At 71.5% G+C, this 21,016-nt stretch carries 12 protein-coding genes; 8 read left to right on the top strand and 4 right to left on the bottom strand.

The genetic code is table 11. The features are described 5' to 3' along the window. The 3 genes from O3Q52_RS15935 to O3Q52_RS15925 are packed head-to-tail and all read right to left on the bottom strand — an operon-like array spanning window position 1 to window position 4,817. Window positions 1-2,739 carry a hypothetical protein gene (locus tag O3Q52_RS15935; RefSeq protein ID WP_269649434.1) on the bottom strand — a complete coding sequence of 913 codons (2,739 nt, stop codon included), beginning with the start codon at window positions 2,737-2,739 and terminating at the stop codon, window positions 1-3. A 30-nt stretch (window positions 2,740-2,769) separates the two neighbouring features. After that, window positions 2,770-3,345 carry a hypothetical protein gene (locus O3Q52_RS15930; protein WP_269649433.1) on the bottom strand — a complete coding sequence of 192 codons (576 nt, stop codon included), beginning with the start codon at window positions 3,343-3,345 and terminating at the stop codon, window positions 2,770-2,772. Beyond that, window positions 3,342-4,817 (bottom strand): hypothetical protein, encoded by a 1,476-nt coding sequence (locus O3Q52_RS15925; protein WP_269649432.1) that lies wholly within the window; start codon window positions 4,815-4,817, stop codon window positions 3,342-3,344. The genes O3Q52_RS15930 and O3Q52_RS15925 overlap by 4 nt, the downstream gene beginning before the upstream one ends. Window positions 4,818-5,312: 495 nt before the next feature. Here O3Q52_RS15925 and O3Q52_RS15920 point away from each other — a divergent pair, with 495 nt between their 5' ends. The 8 genes from O3Q52_RS15920 to O3Q52_RS15885 all read left to right on the top strand — a co-directional run bounded on the left by O3Q52_RS15920 (window position 5,313) and on the right by O3Q52_RS15885 (window position 19,971). Next, window positions 5,313-9,155: a CHAT domain-containing protein gene (locus O3Q52_RS15920; protein WP_269649431.1), complete on the top strand. Its 3,843-nt coding sequence runs from the start codon at window positions 5,313-5,315 to the stop codon at window positions 9,153-9,155. Window position 9,156: 1 nt separating this feature from the next. Further along, window positions 9,157-11,043: a caspase family protein gene (locus O3Q52_RS15915; protein ID WP_269649430.1), complete on the top strand. Its 1,887-nt coding sequence runs from the start codon at window positions 9,157-9,159 to the stop codon at window positions 11,041-11,043. Beyond that, a complete protein-coding gene (locus tag O3Q52_RS15910) occupies window positions 11,040-13,697 on the top strand; it encodes a CHAT domain-containing tetratricopeptide repeat protein (RefSeq protein ID WP_269649429.1) in 2,658 nt (885 codons plus the stop codon). The genes O3Q52_RS15915 and O3Q52_RS15910 overlap by 4 nt, the downstream gene beginning before the upstream one ends. A gap of 263 nt (window positions 13,698-13,960) precedes the next feature. Then, a complete protein-coding gene (locus O3Q52_RS15905) occupies window positions 13,961-14,689 on the top strand; it encodes a Crp/Fnr family transcriptional regulator (RefSeq protein WP_269649428.1) in 729 nt (242 codons plus the stop codon). Between the two features lie 43 nt (window positions 14,690-14,732). Beyond that, a complete protein-coding gene (locus tag O3Q52_RS15900; protein ID WP_269649427.1) occupies window positions 14,733-16,139 on the top strand; it encodes a hypothetical protein in 1,407 nt (468 codons plus the stop codon). Between the two features lie 972 nt (window positions 16,140-17,111). Further along, entirely contained in the window at window positions 17,112-18,410 is a 1,299-nt protein-coding gene (gene pcaC, locus O3Q52_RS15895) for a 4-carboxymuconolactone decarboxylase (protein ID WP_269649426.1), read from the top strand. Between the two features lie 115 nt (window positions 18,411-18,525). After that, window positions 18,526-19,161 carry an MBL fold metallo-hydrolase gene (locus O3Q52_RS15890; protein ID WP_269649425.1) on the top strand — a complete coding sequence of 212 codons (636 nt, stop codon included), beginning with the start codon at window positions 18,526-18,528 and terminating at the stop codon, window positions 19,159-19,161. A gap of 30 nt (window positions 19,162-19,191) precedes the next feature. After that, the gene (locus O3Q52_RS15885) at window positions 19,192-19,971 is read left to right on the top strand and encodes an exodeoxyribonuclease III (protein ID WP_269649424.1); all 780 of its coding nucleotides are present in this window, start codon (window positions 19,192-19,194) and stop codon (window positions 19,969-19,971) included. An 83-nt stretch (window positions 19,972-20,054) separates the two neighbouring features. Here the strand turns inward: O3Q52_RS15885 and O3Q52_RS15880 are convergent. Continuing rightward, a partial coding sequence (locus tag O3Q52_RS15880; RefSeq protein ID WP_269649423.1) for an SGNH/GDSL hydrolase family protein occupies window positions 20,055-21,016 on the bottom strand: 962 nt, incomplete at its 5' end.

Raw genomic sequence — 21,016 nt, 5'->3', positions numbered from 1 at the left:
TCAGTCGACGCTCCAGGTCCTGATGAGGTGGTCGATCGGCTGCGTGACGTATTCGCGGTACTCGCCGTCTCCGCGGTCGCCGTCCGGTGAATCGACGGGCGGCCCGCCGAAGGGGCCGTCGCCGGGCGGGTCCTGACGGGGCGGCACGACATCGCTCTCCTTGAGGAGGGCCGCGGACGCCTGGTCGTACACCGGGATGAGCTGCTCGGTGACCACACCGAGCAGCTCATCCAGATGGTCCGTGACCGTCCGGGCCGCGGCCACCGCCGTGTGCTGACGCAGTTCCACCACCCTCAGTGGATGCCTCTCCCGCTCTTCGATGTGCTCCTCGAGGTCCCGCATCAGGTGGTGCCAGGCCAGAGCGTGGTGCGGTCGGGCGGGGAAACGGCGTTCCAGCTCGATCGCGTCCCACTCCCGGTGTTCGAGCCTCGGGATGATCTTTCCGACCGTCTTCTCGGGGTCGAGACAGGTCCACAGATGCCCCAGCTGCCGACGGGCCTTCGCGGTTCCACCGCGTCGCCGCGCGTAGAGCTCGATCAGCAGCGAGCGCGTACCGGGTTCGGCGAACCACTCGCGCAGCGCGGCGAACTCCTGCTGCCAGTGGGCGGCCCAGTCCTGGCACCATTCCCGCAGCCGGTCGTTACCGTCCCTGCTCCACTCCTGGACCGTCTGCCGGAAGTTCTCGACGAAGACGCCGGATGAGTCCTCCGCCGGGTCCGCGTCCCCGAGGATGTCGTCGGAGGCGTCGGAGTCGGCGTCCGTGACGTCGAAGTAGTCCTCCCAGATGGTGTTCGTATCGGTCGCGGCCGGCCTGCTCTTGGTGACCAGATGCTGCTGGTCCCGGTCGGCGCGCTCCATCAGCTGGTGCCACTGCGTCCACTGGAAGACGTCCTGGTGCACGGCGGCGGCGGTCGCCGCCAGACCTGGTGGCCGGGTCGGCGTTCCCGCGTCACCGGCTTCGCCGAACTCCGGTGACGCGCCGTCGTCCTCGGCGAGCGGGTCGGGGCTGTGCAGCGCGTGGAGGGCGGGGCGCACCCGCTTGTCCAGCAGGTAGCGCAGCTCGGCGAACATCTCCGTGATCTCCCGGTACGCGGCGTTCTCGCCGGCCGCGGAGCGGTGTATCTGGCGCTGGAGGGTGAGCAGCGCCGCGTCCAGCTTCCGCCGTGAGCGCTCGGCGCGTTCCAGCTTCTGCGCCACGCCGTTCTTCCGTACATGATCTTCGATCAGCGTACGCAGATGGCCGATGCCGCCGTCCTCGTCGTACGCGCGCAGCCGTGGCGTCCAGGCATTGGCGGGCTCGGTGGCCTCCAGGCGCGCCGAGATCGGCTCCCATGGGCGTTCGCCGGGGGACGGAAGCTTGCCGATGGCGGCGCGGACGCGGTCGCGGGTGTGGTCGGAGAGGTTGGTGTAGGACAGCTCGTAGCTGCGGATCGCGGGGATCGCCGAAGTGACGACGATGCCGTCCTGGCGTCCCCGGACGAACTTGCTGCCGTAGACATGGATTCCGTTGAGCTCGTCCGCGTGCCGCAGCAGCTGGGACAGCGGCAGTTCGGAGCCCGGAAGGGCGGTGAGGGACGGAAGATGCGTCCGGTCGAAGATATTGGCGGCGACCAGCGCGGCCTGGCCCAGAGCCTCCGGGGTGCGGCCGTCATCCAGGAGCATGTCCCAGAATTCGGAGGCTCCCTTGGACTGCGGGCGGGCGGAGAGAATGACCAGCAGGATCGTGTGCACGTCGACGAGTACACGTCGGCTCAGCGACTTGTCCCTGCCGTACGAGCCGGCCGCCCCGATGCCGGGGAAGTCCAGGAACCGCAGCGGGTGTTCGGTCAGCAGACCGCCCAGGGCCCAGTGGTCGGGGGAGACCGTGACCTCCTGGATCACCCGCTCGATCAGCGGGAAGCTGCGGCTGAGCGCATCACCCTTTTCGCTGCGGACGCTCTCGCGGTTGAACGGCTGGATGCTGAGCTTGGGTGGTGTGGGAGGAGTGACGTTCTCGGCCGGGAGCTTCAGGGCCTCGTTGACGATCCGCCGTTTGACCAGGACGCTCTGCCCGAGGACGCTCAGCTCTCCCTGCTGACTGAGCAGCGCGTCCCTGATCCGGCACAGCTCGACCACGGTGTCCCGGTGGGTGTCGTCGATGACCGCGGGCGCCACCGGACGGTTGCCCCCGCCCGGTGGCGCCGGCCACAGACACGGGTACCAGCTGTCGAAGGGCGCCCAGCCACGCGGATCGGCCACCGGGTCGTATCCGGTGAGAGCGGTGCCTGCGCCCAGCTCCGGGTGCCTCTTGTCCAGTTTGGTGATCAGACTGGAGAGGATGTCCTGTACACAGCGACTGAGCTGCTCCTCGCTCAGATAGCGGATCTCGGTGTCCGCCGCCGCCCGGCTGGGGCTGCCGCGCTCGCCCGCGATCAATGACAGCACAGTGATGTTGCCGGTGGTGGGGCGCTCCTCGGCCGGCAGCAGATCGGGGCAGCCCAAGAGGGTGCCGAGCAGCAGGGACTTGCCCACGCTGTACTCCCCGACGACTCCGATGGTGACCGGCGAGACGGCCCGGTCCAGCAGCTCCTGGGCGGCTTCCCGGACCCGGTCCCGGGCGGCGTGGCACTCCGGGGTGTCGGGTATCTCCTGGTCCCGGAGCATGGCCTGGGCATCCTCGGCGTACCGCTGCAGATCGGCGAGAGCGGTGGGCGAGGACGCGTGGGGACTTGCGGCGGCTGATGCGGATGAGTGGGGCACGGCGACTCCGCGGTGAGTGCGGTGAGTGGGTCAGTGGAGCAGGAAGAACAGCTCGATCTCGGCGGTACCGGACGGAACGAGAGGGTCCGTGTTGTGGTAGCTGCGAATGATCTTCTCGTCGTAGGGCGGGAAGAAGTCCGGCGCGGCGGAGGGCAGCAGTTTGGCGACGGCTTCGGCGTACGCCGTGCTGGACCGGGTGTCGACCGCGCCGCCCGGGAGCCGGCCGGCGTTGCCGAAGACGATGACGAAGGCGGCCCGCTCGCCCTTGAACTGCCCGGCCTTCTGGACGACTTGGCTTCGAATGCTCGCGGCGGCCCGGTCCGAGCCGCCGATGAGGTCCTCCGGGTCGGTGTTCACGGTGATCGACTCGGTGTCGGGGTCGAGCCCGCCGGCCGGGGCCGCCGGGCTGCTCGGCACCGCAGTGGGGATCGTGGGCGTTGGTGAAGGCCCCGACGTACTGGTGGGGCCTGCCGTGCGCTCCGGTCCAATGCGCGCACCGGCGCCTTCCGTCATCGTCTGGCCGCCGAGAGCCACGACCACCATGACCAGCAGCAGATCGGCGAAGAGCCATCCCGCCAGCCGCGCCCCCGACCCCCCCTTCCTCATCGGTCCTCCTCGGCGACGGCCCGCGAGATACGGGCATCATCGGCGGGCCGGGGCACGCTCTCCAGGGGCAGGTTCGCCACCGGCGGGGAGGGCGGGCTGGGCGGCCCCGCGGCCAGGGTGTCCGCGAGGGACCGCAGAGCGCCGTGCAACTTCTCGACTGTTTCCAGCAGCCGGGTGTGTGCCCGGGTCTGGCCGTTCTGCTGGGTGAGCGTGGCCGCGCGCAGTTCCGCGATGCGGGCGGTCAGTTCGGTGGTGACGGTGTGCACCTCCTCGCGGAGCGAGAAGGCCAGGGCCGCGACCGCAAGCTCGTAGGCGGTGCCGATGCGTTCGGCGCCCTCCGAGGCCGTGCGTTCGAGGGCGGCCGGCAGGGTCGCCAGTGTGCGGTCGAGACCGCCGAGCGTCGCGGTCAGGACCTGAGCCGACTCGGCCGTCGATGCGCGTACGGCGGTGAGGGATCCGGTCACCTCCTGCACCGCCTGGCGCATCCACTCCGCCGTGCGGTCGGCCGCGGCGGTCTCCCGTTCCCGTGCCTCGCGCGCGGCCTTGTCGATCCGGTCGGCCGTCAGCTGCCCGGCGCCGCCTATCCGTTCCGCCGCGAGCAGGCCCGCGCGGTCCATGCCTTCCGCCATCGCGGTGCCGGACTTGGCCAGCTCGTCGGTCAGCAGCCGGGTACTGTCCGCCACCTCGCCGGCCGCCTGTGTGGCGCAGTGCACGGACTCCCGTACGTCCGCCGTCCCCGCCCGCAGTTCGGCCACGGCCGACTCCAGGGCCTTGACGGCGGCGAGGTGTTGCTCCGTGGCCGTACCGGCCCCGCTGAGGAGGTCGTGTGCGCGTTCCTGGACATCGGTCGCCTGGACCAGCAGGGCCCGCAACCCCGCGGCCGCGCCCTGGAGTTCCTGGGCGAATCGGACGGGGGAGGAGTGGGCGGCTTGCGCGGCCAGCGCCTCGACCTGGGCGAGCGCTCCCGACAGGCGTGGAACGATCAGCCGCCGTTGCGTCTCCTCCGCCGCGTCTCTGAGGCGGCTCAGCACGGTGGTGCCCATCAGTGCCAGCAGGGCGATGACGGTGTAGACGACCATCATGTCGAAGTGCAGGACGGGCCAGAGATGGCCGTCGAAGCCCTGCTGCCACAGGGCGAGGAACGACTCGGACGGGCCGCCGCCGGCGCCCGTGTCTCCGCCGGAGTCCCGCATCCGCTGGTATGCGTAGGCAGCAGCCCCCAGCCCTGCCCAGGTGACCAGCAGCGGGGCGAAGACGAGTACTGAGGGCAGCGCATGAAGGAGCCGCCGCACACGGCCGGACTCCACGGCGGTCGCGGTGGTGAGCGCGTCCGGCCCGCAGTACGCGGCGACCAGTCCGCCGCCCGCCCACATGCGCAGTTCGTCCTCGCTGCCGCTGTGCACCGCGTCCGCGAGACGGCGCAGCGCCTCGCTGTGTGCGGCGCAGAAAGGGTGGCTGGCCAGATCGCGCAACTCTGCCGCGAGACGCTCGGGTTCGTGATGTGTGGGTCCCGATGTGAAATGCCTGGCGACCGTGGTGGCGCCATGGCCGCGAGCGCGGGCCGATGGCCCGCGCAATTGTTCCAGCCAACCCATGGTGCTCCCCCCGCCGGGCCTGAACCAGTCTGAAATATGCCATCTGTCGGCAGGGCGCAACCAGTCGTATTGCGGAATTGGTCGTCGGGATGTGCGGTATTCAGGGTGGTGCGGAACCGTGTGGCGGCCGACGCCTCATGGGACAGATGTGCGCAGTTCGGTGGGTAGTTCGAGCAATGTCAGGACCGTATTTGTTTCGCCTGCGAATCGATTCTGAATGTGTCGTTAAATGACCGATCGGTTGATCGGATTGGCGGAGGCGGTCAGTGAAATCCACCGGCCTGGCCTATTCCGCGGATCCGCCGCTACGGTCGGCAATCTGACGTTCCGCCTGACGCGGAATACGGGGGAGCGAGGGGGAGGGGCAAAGCCATGGTCAAAACCTGGCAGGGTGTCGCCGCGGGGAACGGCGAGAACGGCAAAGCCGTCGAACGGCTGACCGCTCTGCTGCTCATCGAGCAGCGGGGAACCGATCCCGTCGTTCGCCGGCCCTGCGAGCCGGACTTCCGGGACGACGAGCCGCTGGGTGTGTGGCTCGCTTCGGCGGCCGCACTCGCGGCCGGCGAACCCAAGCGGGCCCTGGCCCTCCTCAAGGTGCAGGCGCCGGGCGCCTCAGGAGGGACCGCCCCGCCCCGGGCGCACGATCAAGTGCGGCCGTCGCAGCCGTCATCGCTGTCGTCTGCCCTGCGGACCGCCGCCGTCGCCATGGACAGCAACTGGCAGCCCGGCACCTCGTTGGTGCCCCTGCGGCCCGAGGCCGAAGTCGCGCAGTCCACGGCAGGTGAGGGAATCGAGTCCGCCATGGCTTCGGTCACCGACCCGCGGCTGCGGCTCTGCGCGCACCTCGCGGGACGGCTCACTCCGGTCCTGCTCTCCTCGCGTATGACGCTCGGACACGCCGCGGGTGCGGCCGACGCCCAGGCCCGAACGGTTCAGTACGGGGGTCCCGCCCACTGGGCGGAGCGGGATCTGTGGGCGGGCACGCGGGAACCGCTGAAGTGGTTCGACGGCCTGTACGAGGAGATCGCCGCCACCCGCCACGCGGATGCCACGGCATGCCATCTGCTGCTCGCCGCGGACCTCCGCGTCCGGGCGGGCGACCGGCGGGCGGCCGAACCCCTGCTGCAGCACGTAGGGCAGAACGCCCTGAGCCCCGCGACCGCCGGCTTCGCCGCGCTTCTCACCGGCGACTGGTGCCTGGGGACGCCGGGTACGGCGGAACAGTGCGCCGCCGTACCGGACCCGCCGGACCCGGCAGCGCTGTCCCTTGCCACCGAACACTACGAGAGGGCCGTCGCGGCGTACCAGGAGGCGGAATCGCTGCGCGGCCGGGCCGCGGCGCTACTGCGCCTCGCACACATCCATCGGCTCCGGGGCGAGCTGGACGCATGCCGCAGGACCGTCGCCCGCGCACGGGAGTTGGCAGTCGCCGGAGGTGACGGAGCGTACGCCGCGCTGCTCGGCATCCATCAGCAGCTCGACCTGATCGCGGCGGGCGCCGAGCCTGGAGCACAGACGGGTCCGGGGGAGGGGGCCGGGACTGTCGAATCCGTTGTGAACTGGGCGCGCACGGCCGGGAGCACGTCATGGCTGCGAGGCATGCGGCAACTCGTCCTGGAGCGGGCCGAGTTCTGGAGCGCGCGCGGGGACGTCGTCCGGAGCAGGCGGGCCGCACTGCTGGCTCACCGGCTGACCCCGGAGGCGGAGGGCACTTCCGAGGGCATGGCGGCCCCGGAGGCGGGCGTCTACCTGCGGGCCCGGCACCGGCTGGCCGGTATCGTCCTGACCGACCTGGAGCAGAAGGACCATCTCGCACGGCTCCGGCTCAGGACCGAGCAGGGCGAGCGGCCCGAACTCGCCGACTGCCTGGGCGTCATCCACTCCGCCAAGATCTTCCACGACCAGGCGTCCGCCCTGCGGGACCCCGAGGTGATGGCAGCCTCGCGCTCCCGCATCGAGTTCGCGATCAGCGTCGGAACCCGCTTTCTGACGGACGTCGAACCGGTGGAGACGATCCTCGGCATGCTCCGTTCTGACCTCGCGTCCTGCCCGGCCCAGGAGGCTTTCTTCCGGTCGCGCCGCTCCCGTTCGGCAGGTCTGGAGGAGGAGGCCGACCGCCTCGCCCGGCAGGCTCTGGGGGAGGCCGAGCGGATCCCGGACGAGATGTTCCGGCGCGTCCTGCGCTGTGCGGTGCACGTCGATCTGCGCGAGGGGGGCATGGCCAGAGCCGAGATGGAGGTGGTCGAGCCGAAGCTCTCCGCCATCCAGGCCGCCGGACTCTGGCTGCGTCTGCGCCGGCCCGAACGCGCCGCGCCTCATGTGCCGTTCATCGGTGCCGACGGCCCCGACCAGGACTACCCCTGGGAACGGCCGGGGATTCATGCCGACCTCGCCCTGGCGCGGGGTGCGTACGGCCATGCCGCCGGCCACGCCCTGCTGGGGCTCGACGCCTACGAGGAGTATCGCGTCAAGCTGGCCCGCGACGCGCTGCGTGCCTCCTTCGCCGACGACCAAGTGGTGGCCGGTCTGCACCACACCGCGGTGATCTCCCTGCTCTCACTCGGCGGTCCCTCCGCGCCCGCCGCCGCCTTCACCCGGGCCGAGCGGAGCCGCGCCGGATTCCTCGACGCACTCCACGCCCTCGATGCCGCGGGAACGGACCAGGCCGCCCTCGCGGCCGTCAGGAACTGGCTGGCCGCCGAGGTGCGCTGGTCCGCGGAGTTCGAGGAACACGCGGCCACCATCCGCAGCCGGCCGGCCCCGCCGGGCCCGGCCGGCTCATCCGCCGGACGCGGCGTGCTGCCCGCTTCGGCTGCGTCGGAACCCGTGGACGCCCGGCACTCGGCAGGGGGCGCGGGGCGGGGGCCGGAGACGGTCGCGGGAGACGAGGCGCCCGGGAAGCCTGGTGCGTCGACGCCCGGTGCGTGGCCGTCCGGGGGCGGCGTGACGGACGAGGAAGCGCCGCGGGGGCGTATCGAGGAGGCGGAGCGGGCTCTGGATGTCGCCGAGGCCGAGGTACTGAGGCTGGTTCCGGCCGCGCTCACCGCGTCCGGCAGCAGCGCGCTTCCGGACGCCGCCGCCGTGGCCGAGGCACTGCCTCCCGGCAGTCTGCTGCTTGCCTACCATCTCTTCGACGACGCACTCGTCGCCTGGGCGATGACCCGGCAGACGCTGCTCGCCGAGCGCCACACCCGGTGGGCCCACGCCGCGGTGGCGGCCGCGCGACGCTTCCACGACTGGTGTTCCACGGCGGGCGCGAGCGCCGGCGAAGCCGACGGCCAGGAGCTGGCCGAACTGCTGCTGCGGCCCTTCGCCGCTCAACTCCAAGACCACCAACGGGTGATCGTGGTTCCCCCGGCCTCGCTCTCGCTGCTGCCCTTCCACGCCCTGCCCTGGAACGGTGACATCCTCGGCGTCACCCACGAGGTGTCGTACCTTCCCGCAGCCTCCCTCCTCACCCGGCGCCGGCACCAGGCGCCGGACCGGCCCTGGTCCGAGCTCGGCGCCCTTCTGGTGGGCGCCCCCGCCTGCGACCCCCGCCACGGGCTGCGGGAGCTGCCGGGCACCGCTGCCGAAACCGCCGAGATCGCCCGGCTGATGCCCCGTCACCGGCTGCTGACCGGGGCCGACGCGGCCCGTGCCAAGGTGCTTGAGGCGGCGCCGGGCTACGAGGTGCTGCATCTCGCCACGCACGGTCTGGTCGACGAACTGGCCCCGAACCGCAGCCGGCTGCCGCTGGCCGGAGACGACTGCCTCGGCCTCGCCGACCTGCTGGCCGCCGCTCATGGGCCGCAACTGCTGGTGCTGTCCGCCTGTGACACCGGACGCGGCAGAGCCACCGCGGGCGGCGACGTCCTGGGACTGACCCGGGCCGCCCTGATCACCGGGGCGCGGCATGCCGTGGTCTCGCTCTGGCCGGTCCGTGACAGCACGGGCTGCCTGGTCGTCACCAAGACCTACCAGCACCTCCTCCACGACCCGGCCGCCTCCGTCGGCGCGGCGCTGGCCCGCGCGCAGTGCGAGGTTCGGGAGCTGTCCGGCGCCGAGCGGGACGAGGAATTCAGCGCGTTGACAGACCGTGCCGGAGTCCGCGCGGGACCGGCGTCCCGCGCCCGGTCCTGGGACGCGTCGCGGGACAGTGAACCGCTGCGTCATACGGACGCAGACGACCGGCACCCGTACCACTGGGCGCCCTTCATCCATGTGGGGGTATGAGATGACGCTACGAGCGCTGCTGATCGGCGCCCAGACCTACGGGCTGACCGGCGTGCACGCCGATGTGAAGCTGATGCACGCGGTGCTGAGGAACCACGGATTCACCGACGTACGAACCTGTACCGAGGCGCTGGCCAGTTACGCGGGAATCACGACGGCCCTGAGTCAACTCCGGGCCGCCACGCAGCCGGGCGACGGCGTGGTCGTCTACTACTCGGGGCACGGCGCACTGCTGGGCGAACTGCAGTACCTGGTGCCCATCGACATGGCCGACAGCACCCCCACCGACTTCCGCGGCTTTCTGGCCGAGGAACTCACCGCCGCCGTCCGCGCCCTCAGCGATGTAACCCCCAATGTCACCGTCGTCCTCGACTGCTGTCACTCCGGTGGTGCAGTACGGGAGGCGGCGTACGAGTCCGGCAGATGGGCACTGAAATCGGTGGAGCTGCCCCGGTTCGCCCTGGCCGCGGGGCTCGAGCGCGCGGCCGCCCTCTCCCGCCCGGACGACCCCCTGGTCCCGAATGTCGTACGGCTGACGGCATGTCAGCAGTACGACTCGGCGTACGAAGCCGAACTCCGCCCCGGAGCCGGGCGGCAGGGCGTGTTCACCGCGGCCCTGGCCAAGGTGCTCGATCCACGACGGCACCCACGTGTGCCCTGGTCGGTGCTGGTCGCACACGCCCGCGACCGCATCAAACAACAGCAGGTACGGCAGTGGCCCGACGCCGGAGGACCTTCGGGGCGGCTGCCGTTCTCCCTGGAGGAGCCCTCCGAGCCCGAACGGCTCCCGCTGGTGCGTCGGGACGGCCGGTTCGTCGTTCCCGGCGGCGCCGTCTTCGGGCTCGGCCTCGAGGACAGCGTCAGCATGATGTTCCCCGGCGGTCACGAAAAGGACGCCGGCCACGAGTTTTCCGTACCGGCGACCGTGGACGCGATGAAGGCGGGGGACGCGCTGCTGCGTACGACGCCGTCCGCCGCTCCCCCGTCCCTGGCGGGCGACCTGCGCACGGCGGCGCTTCCGCCCGGCGCGTACGCGCTCGTGGTGCGGGTCCACGACCGCCGGCATGTGCTCATCGACGCCCGGGCCCCCTTCGCCGAGGCGCTGCGCAAGGAACTCGCCCGCTGCCCACGGCTGGCGGAGACCGACGACGAGCGGGACGCCTTCGCCACCGTGCGCGCGACGCAGCCCGGGAAGTGCGAAGTGTTGAACGCGGAGGGGCATCCCTTCCGGAAGCCCGCCGGAACCGCTCACTCGGATCCGGCCCGGCTGACCGCCCTGCTGGAGGAGCTGGCCCGGGGCGAACGCGTACGAAGCCTGCGCGACCCGGAGGGCGCCGGCCGTCTGGACGCCGGTCTGGAGGTGCGGTTCGAGGCCGAGCATCCGGCCGGGAGCGGCGACTGGCGAATGCTGCGCCCGGTGGGCGAGCGGCTGTACGCCGGTGACAGCTACCGGGTCACGGTGGCCAACCTCTCCGGTGTGCCCCTGTACTTCTGGGTGATCGGGGTCGGGCTGAGCGGCCGCACCGCCCTGGTGACCAACGACCAGCCCAGCGGCTACCGGCTCGAACCCTACGGGGACGAGCACCGAAGCACCCGCACCACGGCCTCCGTCAGGATTTACTGGCCCTCCGACGTGCCCGCGCAGGGTCCGCGGCCGGAGACCGTGCTTCTCCTCGTCGGCGACCGCCCGATGGACCTCAGGGGCCTGGCCTCGCGGGAGGCCCCCTCCCGGTCCGCGGGCACGACCGATCCTGCCCTGGGCGCGCTGCTGCAGGAGCTCTGGTACGGCGTAAGGGACCAACTGCTGGACGTGGGCGAGGAGTTCCACTACCGCGTGTGGACCGTGCACGCCGATGCGCTGCCGCAGTCGCGGGAGGCCGAGGCGTGAGACAGCTGCTTTCGATGGTCCGTATGTGGAAGGCGGACCGCATGGCCGAGGAGCGGCGCTGGACGGAGGCGTACACGCTGTACCGCGAGGCCGCCGTCAATTTCTCGGACCGGCTGCTCTCCGCCGCCTGCTGGCAGGACGCCGCGGCCGCCGCCGGACAGCTCGCCCGCTACTCCGACGAGGCCGAATGCAGCAGGTTCAGCCTCTCCCTCCTGCACGGCATGAAGCGCAACACCCCTCTGGTGCGCAGAACCAGGATCAGGGCACTGCTCGCTCTGGCCGAGGCGCTCTACCGCACCGGTGACCTCACAGATGGTGAGCACGTCGTGCGGCAGGTCTTCGAGCTGGTTGCCCAGAACGACTCCGACTTCACAGCGGACTGCTTCCACCGGCTCGGACAGTGCCAGCTGCTCCAGGGAGAGATCGGAGGCGCCCTCACGGCCTTCGCCCGTGCCGCCGAGACGGCACGGACCTCCGGGACCGGGCTGGAGCTCGCCCAGGAGCTGTTGAGCCTCGGAATCACCGCCAACACGGTGGGCGACGGCGCGACCGCCCGGGGCTGCGCCGCCGAGGCCGAGCGGCTGGCCCGGGCATCCACCGAGGCCGATCGCATACGGCTGCTTGCCTCCTCCCTCAGACTTCAGGGACTTGTGCTGCGACGCGAGCGCCGCCTTCAAGAGGCGGTGTCGAAGGGGCGCGAGGCACTCTCCTTGATGTCGGGCGCAGCTCAGCAGCACGATCCCGGGCTCGCGCAGATTCGCGAGGGACTCGCCATCTCCCTGGTCTTCTGCGGTGAGCCGACGCAGATGTCGGAGGCGGTGGAGCTACTCACCCGCACTCACACGGAAGCCGCCGAGCGCGGCGACGCCATCGTCATGACCTCAGCCGCCGTCAATCTCGCCAATGCCCATGCGGTGATGGATGCCATGGACGAGGCGCTCGCCTGGGCGGAACGAGCTGTGCACACGGCGCGCGGCGGCCAGGGGCCGAGCTTCGTCGCCGTCGCGCTGCTGACGCTGGGGACCGTACTTCACGTACGGGGCGAGCCTGCCGACGCCGAGGGCCACCTGCTGGAGGCGGTGACGCTGTGGGAGCGGGTGCGGGCCACCACCCGCAGCGAGAGGGAACACATCGACCTGCTCGGAGAACAGGCCCAGGTGTACCGGGCCCTCCAGCGCTGCCGGGTCGCACGTCACGACACCGACGGCGCGCTGGAGGCCGCGGAGCGGGTCCGCGGCCTTCTGCTCGAACAGCGTCTTCTGGTAACAAAATCCTCCAGGGCCGACACCACCGCGCAGGCCCCGGCATCGCCGGAAGCACGGACGGCACAGCAGCTGTCCGAACTGGCCACGCGGCACAACACGGTCACTCTGGTCTACAGCCTGCTCGGGCCCGCCCGCCCCAGCGTGACAAGCGGCGCCACCACCGCCTATATCTGGGTCATCTCCCCAAGTGGCACACGGCGGCACCACAAAGTCGACCTCTCCGGCACCGGCTCGGCGATGCCGGGCGCCGTGTCCGCCGACGGGGCTCCTGCCGACGAGATTCTCACCGACTCGCCCGATGCCCGCGGGATCCCCTCCGGCAAGGTCGCCGGCGGCGGCGAACGGGATCCGGCGGCGGAAGCTCCGGAGTCCCGGCTTCTGCGGGCACTGTCCCAGGGAGCCCCGGTCTCGGCCGTCACCGAACGGGACAGCCGCCCGCTCGCCGACCCCGACCGGAGCTACATCACCGACGCGGACCTGCGCCTGCTCGCCGATGCCTTTCTGCGACCCGTCGAGGAAGACCTGCAAGCGGCCGGCACGCGGCGGCTGGTGGTCGTGCCCGACGGATCTCTCCACTACGTGCCGTTCAACGCGCTGCCACTGAAGGACAACACACCTCTGGTGGACCGGTACACCGTCGCCCTGGCACCCTCCGTCCGTCTGCAGCCCACGGGGAGGCAGGGCACCGTGCCCGTCACGGTCGCCCCGTCCGAGGCGCTCGTGGTCGGCAACCCCGACCCACCCACGGAACCTCTGCTGCCGGGGCTGTCCACACCCGTGCTGCCCGCCCTGCCCGCCGCCGAACGGGAGGCCCGGGCCATCGCCGAGCTGTACGGCGCCCCCGCGCTGCTCGGCGAGCGGGCCACCCGGCAAGCCGTCCTCGACCGGCTGCCGTACGCCCGGTTCGCGCACTTCGCGACGCACGCCCTTCCCGGCGAGGACACCCTGCGGATCCCGGGCGCGCTCTGCCTCTCGCCGAGCGCCCCGGCGGACCCTGTCGGCGCGGAGGACAGCGGCGCCGGCGGTCCGTACCTGCGGGCGGAAGACATCCAGCCGCTCGACCTGTCGGGCTGTCACCTCGTCGTGCTCAGCGCCTGCCGGACCGGCTGGGGCCGGCTCTCGCCGGAAGGCAACCTCGGCCTGGCCAGGACCTTTCTGGCAGGAGGCGTGGGCTGTGTGGTGGTATCCCTGTGGCCTGTCGACGACAAGGCCACGGCCCGCCTGATGACCGCCTTCCACCAGCACCTCGCGGCGGGAGCGACCACCGGGGAGGCGCTGCGCCATGCCTTACGGGACACCAGGCGCCGTCACACGCGGCCGGTGGACTGGGCGGGCTTCACCCTGCTGGGCTCCCCGGATGTGCGGCTGGCTCGGGAGCCGATGTCCTGAGCTCCGCCAGTAGCGCGGCCTGCGGTGCGAGCAAGGGGACTACGGGGACCCGGTCGGCCGCCGACGGCCTGGGTCCCTGTGCCGTCCCCCGTGCCGACAGCATGCACCGACCGCGGTGTCGCCCACTCCGCAGCGGTGCGGAATTCCGAAGGCCGCCGGGCACAACTCTCCTGTGGGAAAAGGGGTGTTCACCATGGCTCAACGGCTACGATCGGTTTGCCGTAAGTGCCGGAGAAGTCCGAGAGGCCCGGGGGGTGGCCGTGATGCCGGAGAAGTACGCGGAAGGCGCGGGCTCCGCCGACCGATGGCCGCACGGCACCCTCCTGGCGGAGCTGGCCGGCTCCCCGGAGGCCGCGAAGACCTTGCTCTCGCTGGGGACTCCACGCCTGTACGAACCGGGCGAGATCCTGCTGGCCGAAGGGCTGCACGAGACCTTCGTCCTGTTGCTGCTGAGCGGTGTCACCAAGGTCACCGCGGTCACGGAGAACGGCGACATCGCACTGCTGGCCGTCCGGCTCGGCGGGGATCTGGTGGGAGAGTTCGCAGCCTTCGACAACCGCCCCAGGTCGGCCACGGTCACCGCCGCGAGCGCGGTGGCCGCCCGCCGCATCGGGCAACAGGACTTCCTCGGCTGCCTCGACCGCTGGCCCGCCACCGCCCTCGCGGTCAGCCGGATGCTGGTGCGCAAGAACCGGTGGTCGGTGCGGCGACGGGGCGACTTCAGCGGCTGTCCGGTGGCGACCCGGGTCGCCCGGGTGCTCGTCGACCTGGTCGAGGACTACGGGCAGCCCTCGCGCGGCCACGTCCTGATCGGGCCGCGGCTCACCCAGGCGGAGATCGCCGGACTGGTCGGCGCCAAGGAGCGCCGCGTGCACCACGTGCTCGGGGCACTGGCCGGGCAAGGAGTCATCCGGGTCGGCTACAGCCGGGTGACCGTCCTGTCCCCGGCCGGACTGCGTCACGCCGCCCGTCTGACGGAGCCGGGCGACTGACAAGAGGTGCTCACCGCACAGAAAATGATGGGGAGTCAGGAACGTGGGGGACGAGCGTACGGAGTACGAGGAACAGGACGGCGTGGAGGCTGTCACCCCGGATCACGACCACCAGGCCCATGACGACGTGCTGGCGACCACGGATCTGTTCGCCGTCGACGGTGCGGTGTCCAAGGGGGGTCAGCCCGTCCACGACCGGATCGGCGGTGCTTCCCTGGGGCGCCCTCTCGGCTATGCCCTTCCGGGGGCGGACCTCCCCGGGGCGAAAGACGGCGGGGCCGCGGCAGCCGCCACGCACCGTGACATCCTGCTCTGCTTCCCCTTCGACCTGGAGGAACTGCCGGACGGACGCGGCTACCAGCAGGTGACCGTCGCCGTCCGGCTCGATGGCGCAACTCACGCCCTCGCCCTGCATCCGGCCCCCGGTACCACCGGTGCCGACGGCACGGAGGTTGCCGCGTTCGGACTCGGCAGCAGCAGGCTCCGCTGGACCTTCCGGGCCCCGGGACGCAGCGGCGCCCTCCGCCCCGACGGCCGCTGGGCACAGGCCGTCGTACGCCTGCCGAGAACCGCGGCCGAGGTGTCCGGCCGGCTGAGCCTGACCACGGTCACGGTGCAGCCCATGCTCGGCGGGACCTTTCTGCGCAGGGAGGCGGAAACCCCGTACGACACACCGTTCCGGCTCCAGGTGGCCGAGATCTGGCCGACCGCCACCCCGCCGACGCGACTCGGGGCCCTCCCCGGCGCCTGGGCGCTCTCCGCATACGAGGACGGCGCCTCTGCGGACGGCGAGGAGGGCCCGGACAGCGAGGAACTGCCGCCGGGCATGCGGCGGCTCTGCCTCGCCGTCGACATCGAGAAGTACAGCGCGCGTGACAACGCCGACATGGTCCGGTTGCAGCGCGTCCTGCTGCGAACCCTGCGCGCGGCCTGCGAGCAGGCCGGCATCGAGTGGCGGCGCTGCGGCCGGCAGGCCCAGGGCGACGGCTATCTGCTCGTGCTGGAGCCCGGCATCGACGAGACCCGGGTGGTGCCGGGACTGCTGGACGGCCTTGCCGCGGGACTGGCCGTGGCCAACGCTCCGGCCATTGCTTCGGACAGGCCAAAACCCGGTGGGCGAGCCGGGGACCCGCGGGTCCCCGGCAGCATCCGTATGCGAGCCAGCCTGCACCAGGGCATCGTCCACGAGGCGGACAGCGGCTACGCGGGCTCCGCCGTGGTCGCCCTGTTCCGCGTCCTCGACTCCGCTCCCGTACGCCGTGCCCTCGCCGAAACCCTCACCACCCACCTGGTGGTCGCTTTCTCCGACGCGCTCTACCAGGATCTGGTCGCCACCGGTTACGAAGGTCTGCAGGCCACCGGTTTCCGGCGCGTGGAGATTCATGTCGAGGCCAAGAGCTTCACCGGAGTGGCTTGGATCCGCGCGATGCACCCGTCACCCGGACGATGACCGACGCGGGGGCGTCACGAGGGGGTGTTGATGCGCAGCAGCGGATCAGCACCCCCTCGGCTGTCCTCAGGCCGCCGCAGGGGGTGCTCGGTCGGCGAGAGGTCGGCTCGGGATCGGCCGCGCAGGCTAGCCTTGAGCGGTCGGCCTGCACCCTGTAGCCGTGCGTGCGCAGGTCGTGGACGGCCTGGCGGGTGCGTCGCTGGCCGTCCTCGTGGGGGTTGGTGAGCCGGTACAGGCCGGGGGTGCCGGGGACTTGCTCGAACTGCTGGCAGGTCAGGAACCAGTTGCCAGATGTGCGGGCATGTTTGCGGAGGCAGTGGCGACGAAGCCGTGGTCGGGGTGGGTGCCGAAGTGGGCGTGCTTGGACAGAGGTGAATCCTTATCGGTGAGGGTCAGCGGCGGGCGGGCGTCGCCCTGCGGTGCTGGTAGGGCCTTAGGGAGGGCGGCGACGCGCCCGTCGCCTGCGGTCAGGGCGGGGCCAGCCACGTCTCGATTGCCGGCCACACCTGGGTGTCGCGCCGCGTCTTCGCCTCGGTGTGGGTCTCGCCCGGCAGCGATGCGGGGGGTCTGCCGCAGGCCCTCCAACCGGGTGTTCCAGCCAGTGAGGAGCGAGGCGCCCTGCTCCAGGGCATTCCGCAGGCGGTCGAGCGACCCTCCGAAGCGCGTTCTCGGCCATGGTACGCCCGCACGCGCAGATGCCGCCCCTTGAGTGCCCCCGAGTTCGTCCACGAGCGCGTACCCGCTCCGCTTGTACGATGCCCGCGAGAGTTGCTTCACGTACCTCGCGAACAACGGGGTGCCGGATCACCTCCTTGCCCTCTGGGCGGGGCACACCAACGTCAAGACCACGAAGCGCTGGTATGTGAAACCGAACGTGGAGGACCTTCGTCCGGCGGCGGATACATGGGGAGGTCTGGCGAGCTCTCCCGACCCCCTCCCGTGAGAAATTGTGAGATGTGGGAGCGTGAGCGGGTGAGTGAGACGATGGCTGAGACCCTGCAATACCGCTTTGACGGGCCAGAAGACGCTCCGGTCCTGATCTTGGGACCGTCCCTCGGTACCACATGGCACATGTGGGACCGGCAGGTCCCGGAGCTGGCCAAGCAATGGCGGGTCTTCCGCTTCGACCTGCCGGGCCACGGCGGCGCGCCCGCCTACCCGGCCGGTTCCGTCACCGAGCTCGCCGAGCGGCTGCTCGCCACGCTCGACGGGCTCGGCGTGCAGCGGTTCGGGTACGCGGGCTGCGCGCTCGGCGGTGCCATCGGAGCCGAGCTGGCGCTGCGCCGCCCTGAGCGCCTCGCCTCGCTCACGCTGATCGCGGCCTCACCGCGCTTCGGCACGGCCGACGAGTTCCGGCAGCGCGGCGTGATCGTACGGTCGAACGGCCTGGACCCGATCGCGCGGACGTCCCCGGAGCGCTGGTTCACGCAGGGCTTCGCCGCGGCGCAGCCCGCGATCACCGAGTGGGCCGTGCAGATGGTGCGCACCACGGACCCGGGCTGCTACATCGCCGCGTGCGAGGCGCTCGCCTCGTTCGACATCCATGGCGAACTGGGCCGGATCGGGGTGCCGACGCTCGTCCTGGTCGGCTCCGACGACCAGGTCACCGGCCCTGCCGAGGCCCGCACCCTGGTCGCCGGCATACCGGACGCCCGCCTCGCCGTCGTACCCGGCGCCTCGCACCTGGTCCCCGTGGAACAGCCCGCCGCCGTCACGGACCTTCTCGTACGGCACTTCTCCACCGCCTGGCAGCAGCCCGCCTACGACTCGTCCACCGGACAGATGGCGGTCGTGGTGCCGCAGGCGAGCCCGGTCCTGGCCGCGCCGCAGCAGATGTCGCCCGTCGCCGAGATCGCCCCGGCCGCGCAGCCCGAGGCGGTCCTGGGCAGACCCGACCCGTACGACGCGGGCATCAAGGTCCGCCGGGAGGTGCTCGGGGACGCGCACGTGGACCGGGCGCTGGCGCAGGCCGACGAGTTCTCCGGGGACTTCCAGGAGTTCATCACCCGCTACGCCTGGGGCGAGATCTGGGACCGGCCCGGCCTCGACCGGCGCTCGCGCAGCTGCGTCACGCTCACCGCCCTGGTCGCGGGCGGCCACCTCGACGAACTGGCCTTCCACACCCGGGCCGCCCTCCGTAACGGCCTCACCCCGGTCGAGATCAAGGAGGTGCTCCTCCAGGCGGCCGTCTACTGCGGTGTACCGGCCGCGAACAGCGCCTTCAAGGTGGCCCAGCAGGTCATCCGCGAGGAGACCACGCCCCAGGAGTGAGCACGAGGAGCGGGCTCCGGGGAGCGAGAGCCGGGGATGAGAAGCAGGTGTGAGAATCCGGGAGCACGCCCCCTGAAGTGAGCCTGCGCCCCCGCGCGGAGGCAGGATGGGAAGCATGAAGCTCACCAAGAAGTCGCACGCCTGCGTCCGCCTGGAGAAGGACGGCCGCTCGCTCGTCATCGATCCCGGCGTCTTCAGCGAGGAGAACGCCGCGGTCGGTGTGGACGCGATCCTCGTCACGCACGAGCACCCCGACCACTTCAGCGAGGGGCACCTGCGCGCCGGTCTGGAGGCCAACCCGGGCGCGGAGATCTGGACCCTGAAGTCCGTCGCCGACCAGCTCTCGGCCGCGTTCCCGGGCCGCGTCCACACCGTCGGCCACGGCGACACGTTCACCGCCGCGGGCTTCGACGTGCGGGTGCACGGTGAACTGCACGCCGTGATCCACCCGGACATCCCGCGCATCACGAACGTCGGCTACCTCGTCGACGGCGGCCGCGTCTTCCACCCCGGCGACGCCCTCACCGTCCCCGACCAGCCGGTCGAGACGCTGATGCTCCCCGTCATGGCCCCCTGGAGCAAGATCTCCGAGGTCATCGACTACGTCCGCGAGGTCAAGCCGCAGCGCGCGTACGACATCCACGACGCCCTGCTGACCGACCTCGCGCGCCCCATCTACGACCGCCAGATCGGCGCCCTGGGCGGCTCCGAGCACCTGCGCCTGGCCCCGGGTGAGACCGCCGACCTCTGAGTGTCAGACCCGCCCGGTAAGTTGTGTGGCATGCGTATCGCGACCTGGAACGTGAACTCGATCACCGCCCGCCTCCCGAGGCTGCTGGCCTGGCTGGAGAGCAGCGGCACGGACGTGCTGTGCCTCCAGGAGGCCAAGGTCGCCGCCGAGAAGTTCCCGGTCACCGAGCTGCGCGAGCTGGGCTACGAGGCGGCGGTCCACGCGACCGGCCGGTGGAACGGCGTGGCGGTGATCTCCCGAGTAGGCCTGGAAGACGTCGTCAAGGGCCTGCCCGGCGACCCCGGCTACGACGGCGCCGAGGAGCCCCGGGCGGTCTCCGCGACCTGCGGCCCGGTCCGCGTCTGGTCGGTCTACGTGCCGAACGGCCGCGAGGTGGACCACGCCCACTACGCGTACAAGCTCCACTGGTTCGAGGCCCTGAAGGCGGCGGTCGCGGGCGACGCGACCGGCAGCCGCCCGTTCGCGGTGATGGGCGACTACAACGTGGCACCGACGGACGACGACGTCTACGACGTGGCCGCCTTCGAGGGCCTCACCCACGTCACCCCGGCCGAGCGCGCCGCCCTCGCCTCCCTGCGCGAGGCCGGCCTCTCGGACGTCGTCCCGCGCCCCCTCAAGTACGACCACCCGTACACGTACTGGGACTACCGCCAGCTCGCCTTCCCCAAGAACCGTGGCATGCGCATCGACCTCGTCTACGGCAACGAGCCCTTCGCCAAGGCCGTAACCGACTCCTACGTGGACCGAGAGGAACGCAAGGGCAAGGGCGCCTCGGACCACGCCCCAGTGGTAGTCGACCTGGACGTATAGTCCCGTAAGGGGCGCGGGGAACTGCGCGACCGGCCACAACGGACCCGCAGTCGAAGCGAGACCCCACCAAGAAGTCCCCGCACCTACAACAACCTCAGGTCCACCGACTCGGCCAGCGCAGCCAACCCCGCATCCCCCGGATGCAGATGATCCCCACTGTCATAGGCGGGGAGAATCCGCGCAGGCCGCTCCGGGTCCCGCAACACCTCATCGAAGTCGAGCACCCCGTCGAACCCGGACCCGTCCCCGGACCGGATCCACTGGTTCACGGCGACACGCTCGGCGTCGACCGCGGCCGTACACCGAGCCTCCCCCTCGCAGGGCGCGATCGTCGCGACCAACACCCGCAGCCCCCGCCCACGCGCCCGATCGGCGATCTCCCGCAGCCCCGTCACGACCTGCTCCGCACTCGCTCCCCAACGGACGTCGTTGACCCCCTGGAAGACGACGACGGTACGCGCAGACGTCTGGGCGAGGACATCCCGGTCCAGGCGGTGCAGCGCGCTCACACCACCTGTGTCCGTGGAGACCCCGTCGCCGGAGTAGCGGTCGCTCACCACACGGTTCGCCGAGATCCCATGGTTGAGGACCCCATAGCGCGGGACCACACTCTGGTTCAGCAGCCGCGCGGCGAGCACATTGGGCCAGCGCCGGTTCGCGTCCCGCGTCGACTTCTCGCCGTCCGTGATCGAGTCGCCGAGCAGCACGACGGATCCGGGCCCGCCGCCGACGTCGACCCCGGTCAGCAGCGGCCAGTTGGTGATCGTCGAGGTGTACGCGTCCGGGGCGCCGTCCCCGGCATGGTCGCCCGGCGTGCTGACGTACGACTGCTGGACGGCCAGGCTGTGCACGGGGGCCGCCGTCACGGTCCCGGGCAGGTGGAAGCTCACGAGCAGATTGGTGTCCGCGGGCACGTCGAAGGCCAGCGGATCGCTGAACGCCTGTGCTCCCGCCGGGATTTCGGTGCCCGCCGCGCCCCCGAACGACAACGGCACGGGCGCGCGGCGCGGACTCGCGCCGAACGCCTGCACCGCCACCGTCGCGC

The organism is Streptomyces sp. ActVer (assembly GCF_027270795.1).
GTDB lineage: Bacteria > Actinomycetota > Actinomycetes > Streptomycetales > Streptomycetaceae > Streptomyces > Streptomyces umbrinus_A.
The sequence above is the reverse complement of the archived record's forward strand: the minus strand, read 5'-3'. Positions and strand labels throughout refer to the sequence as shown.

Coding starts and splice junctions, on each gene's coding strand:
- O3Q52_RS15930 (WP_269649433.1), bottom strand. CDS start 3,345: ATGAGGAAGGGGGGGTCGGGGGCGCGGCTGGCGGGATGGCTCTTCGCC.
- O3Q52_RS15920 (WP_269649431.1), top strand. CDS start 5,313: ATGGTCAAAACCTGGCAGGGTGTCGCCGCGGGGAACGGCGAGAACGGC.
- O3Q52_RS15915 (WP_269649430.1), top strand. CDS start 9,157: ATGACGCTACGAGCGCTGCTGATCGGCGCCCAGACCTACGGGCTGACC.
- O3Q52_RS15905 (WP_269649428.1), top strand. CDS start 13,961: ATGCCGGAGAAGTACGCGGAAGGCGCGGGCTCCGCCGACCGATGGCCG.
- O3Q52_RS15890 (WP_269649425.1), top strand. CDS start 18,526: ATGAAGCTCACCAAGAAGTCGCACGCCTGCGTCCGCCTGGAGAAGGAC.
- O3Q52_RS15885 (WP_269649424.1), top strand. CDS start 19,192: ATGCGTATCGCGACCTGGAACGTGAACTCGATCACCGCCCGCCTCCCG.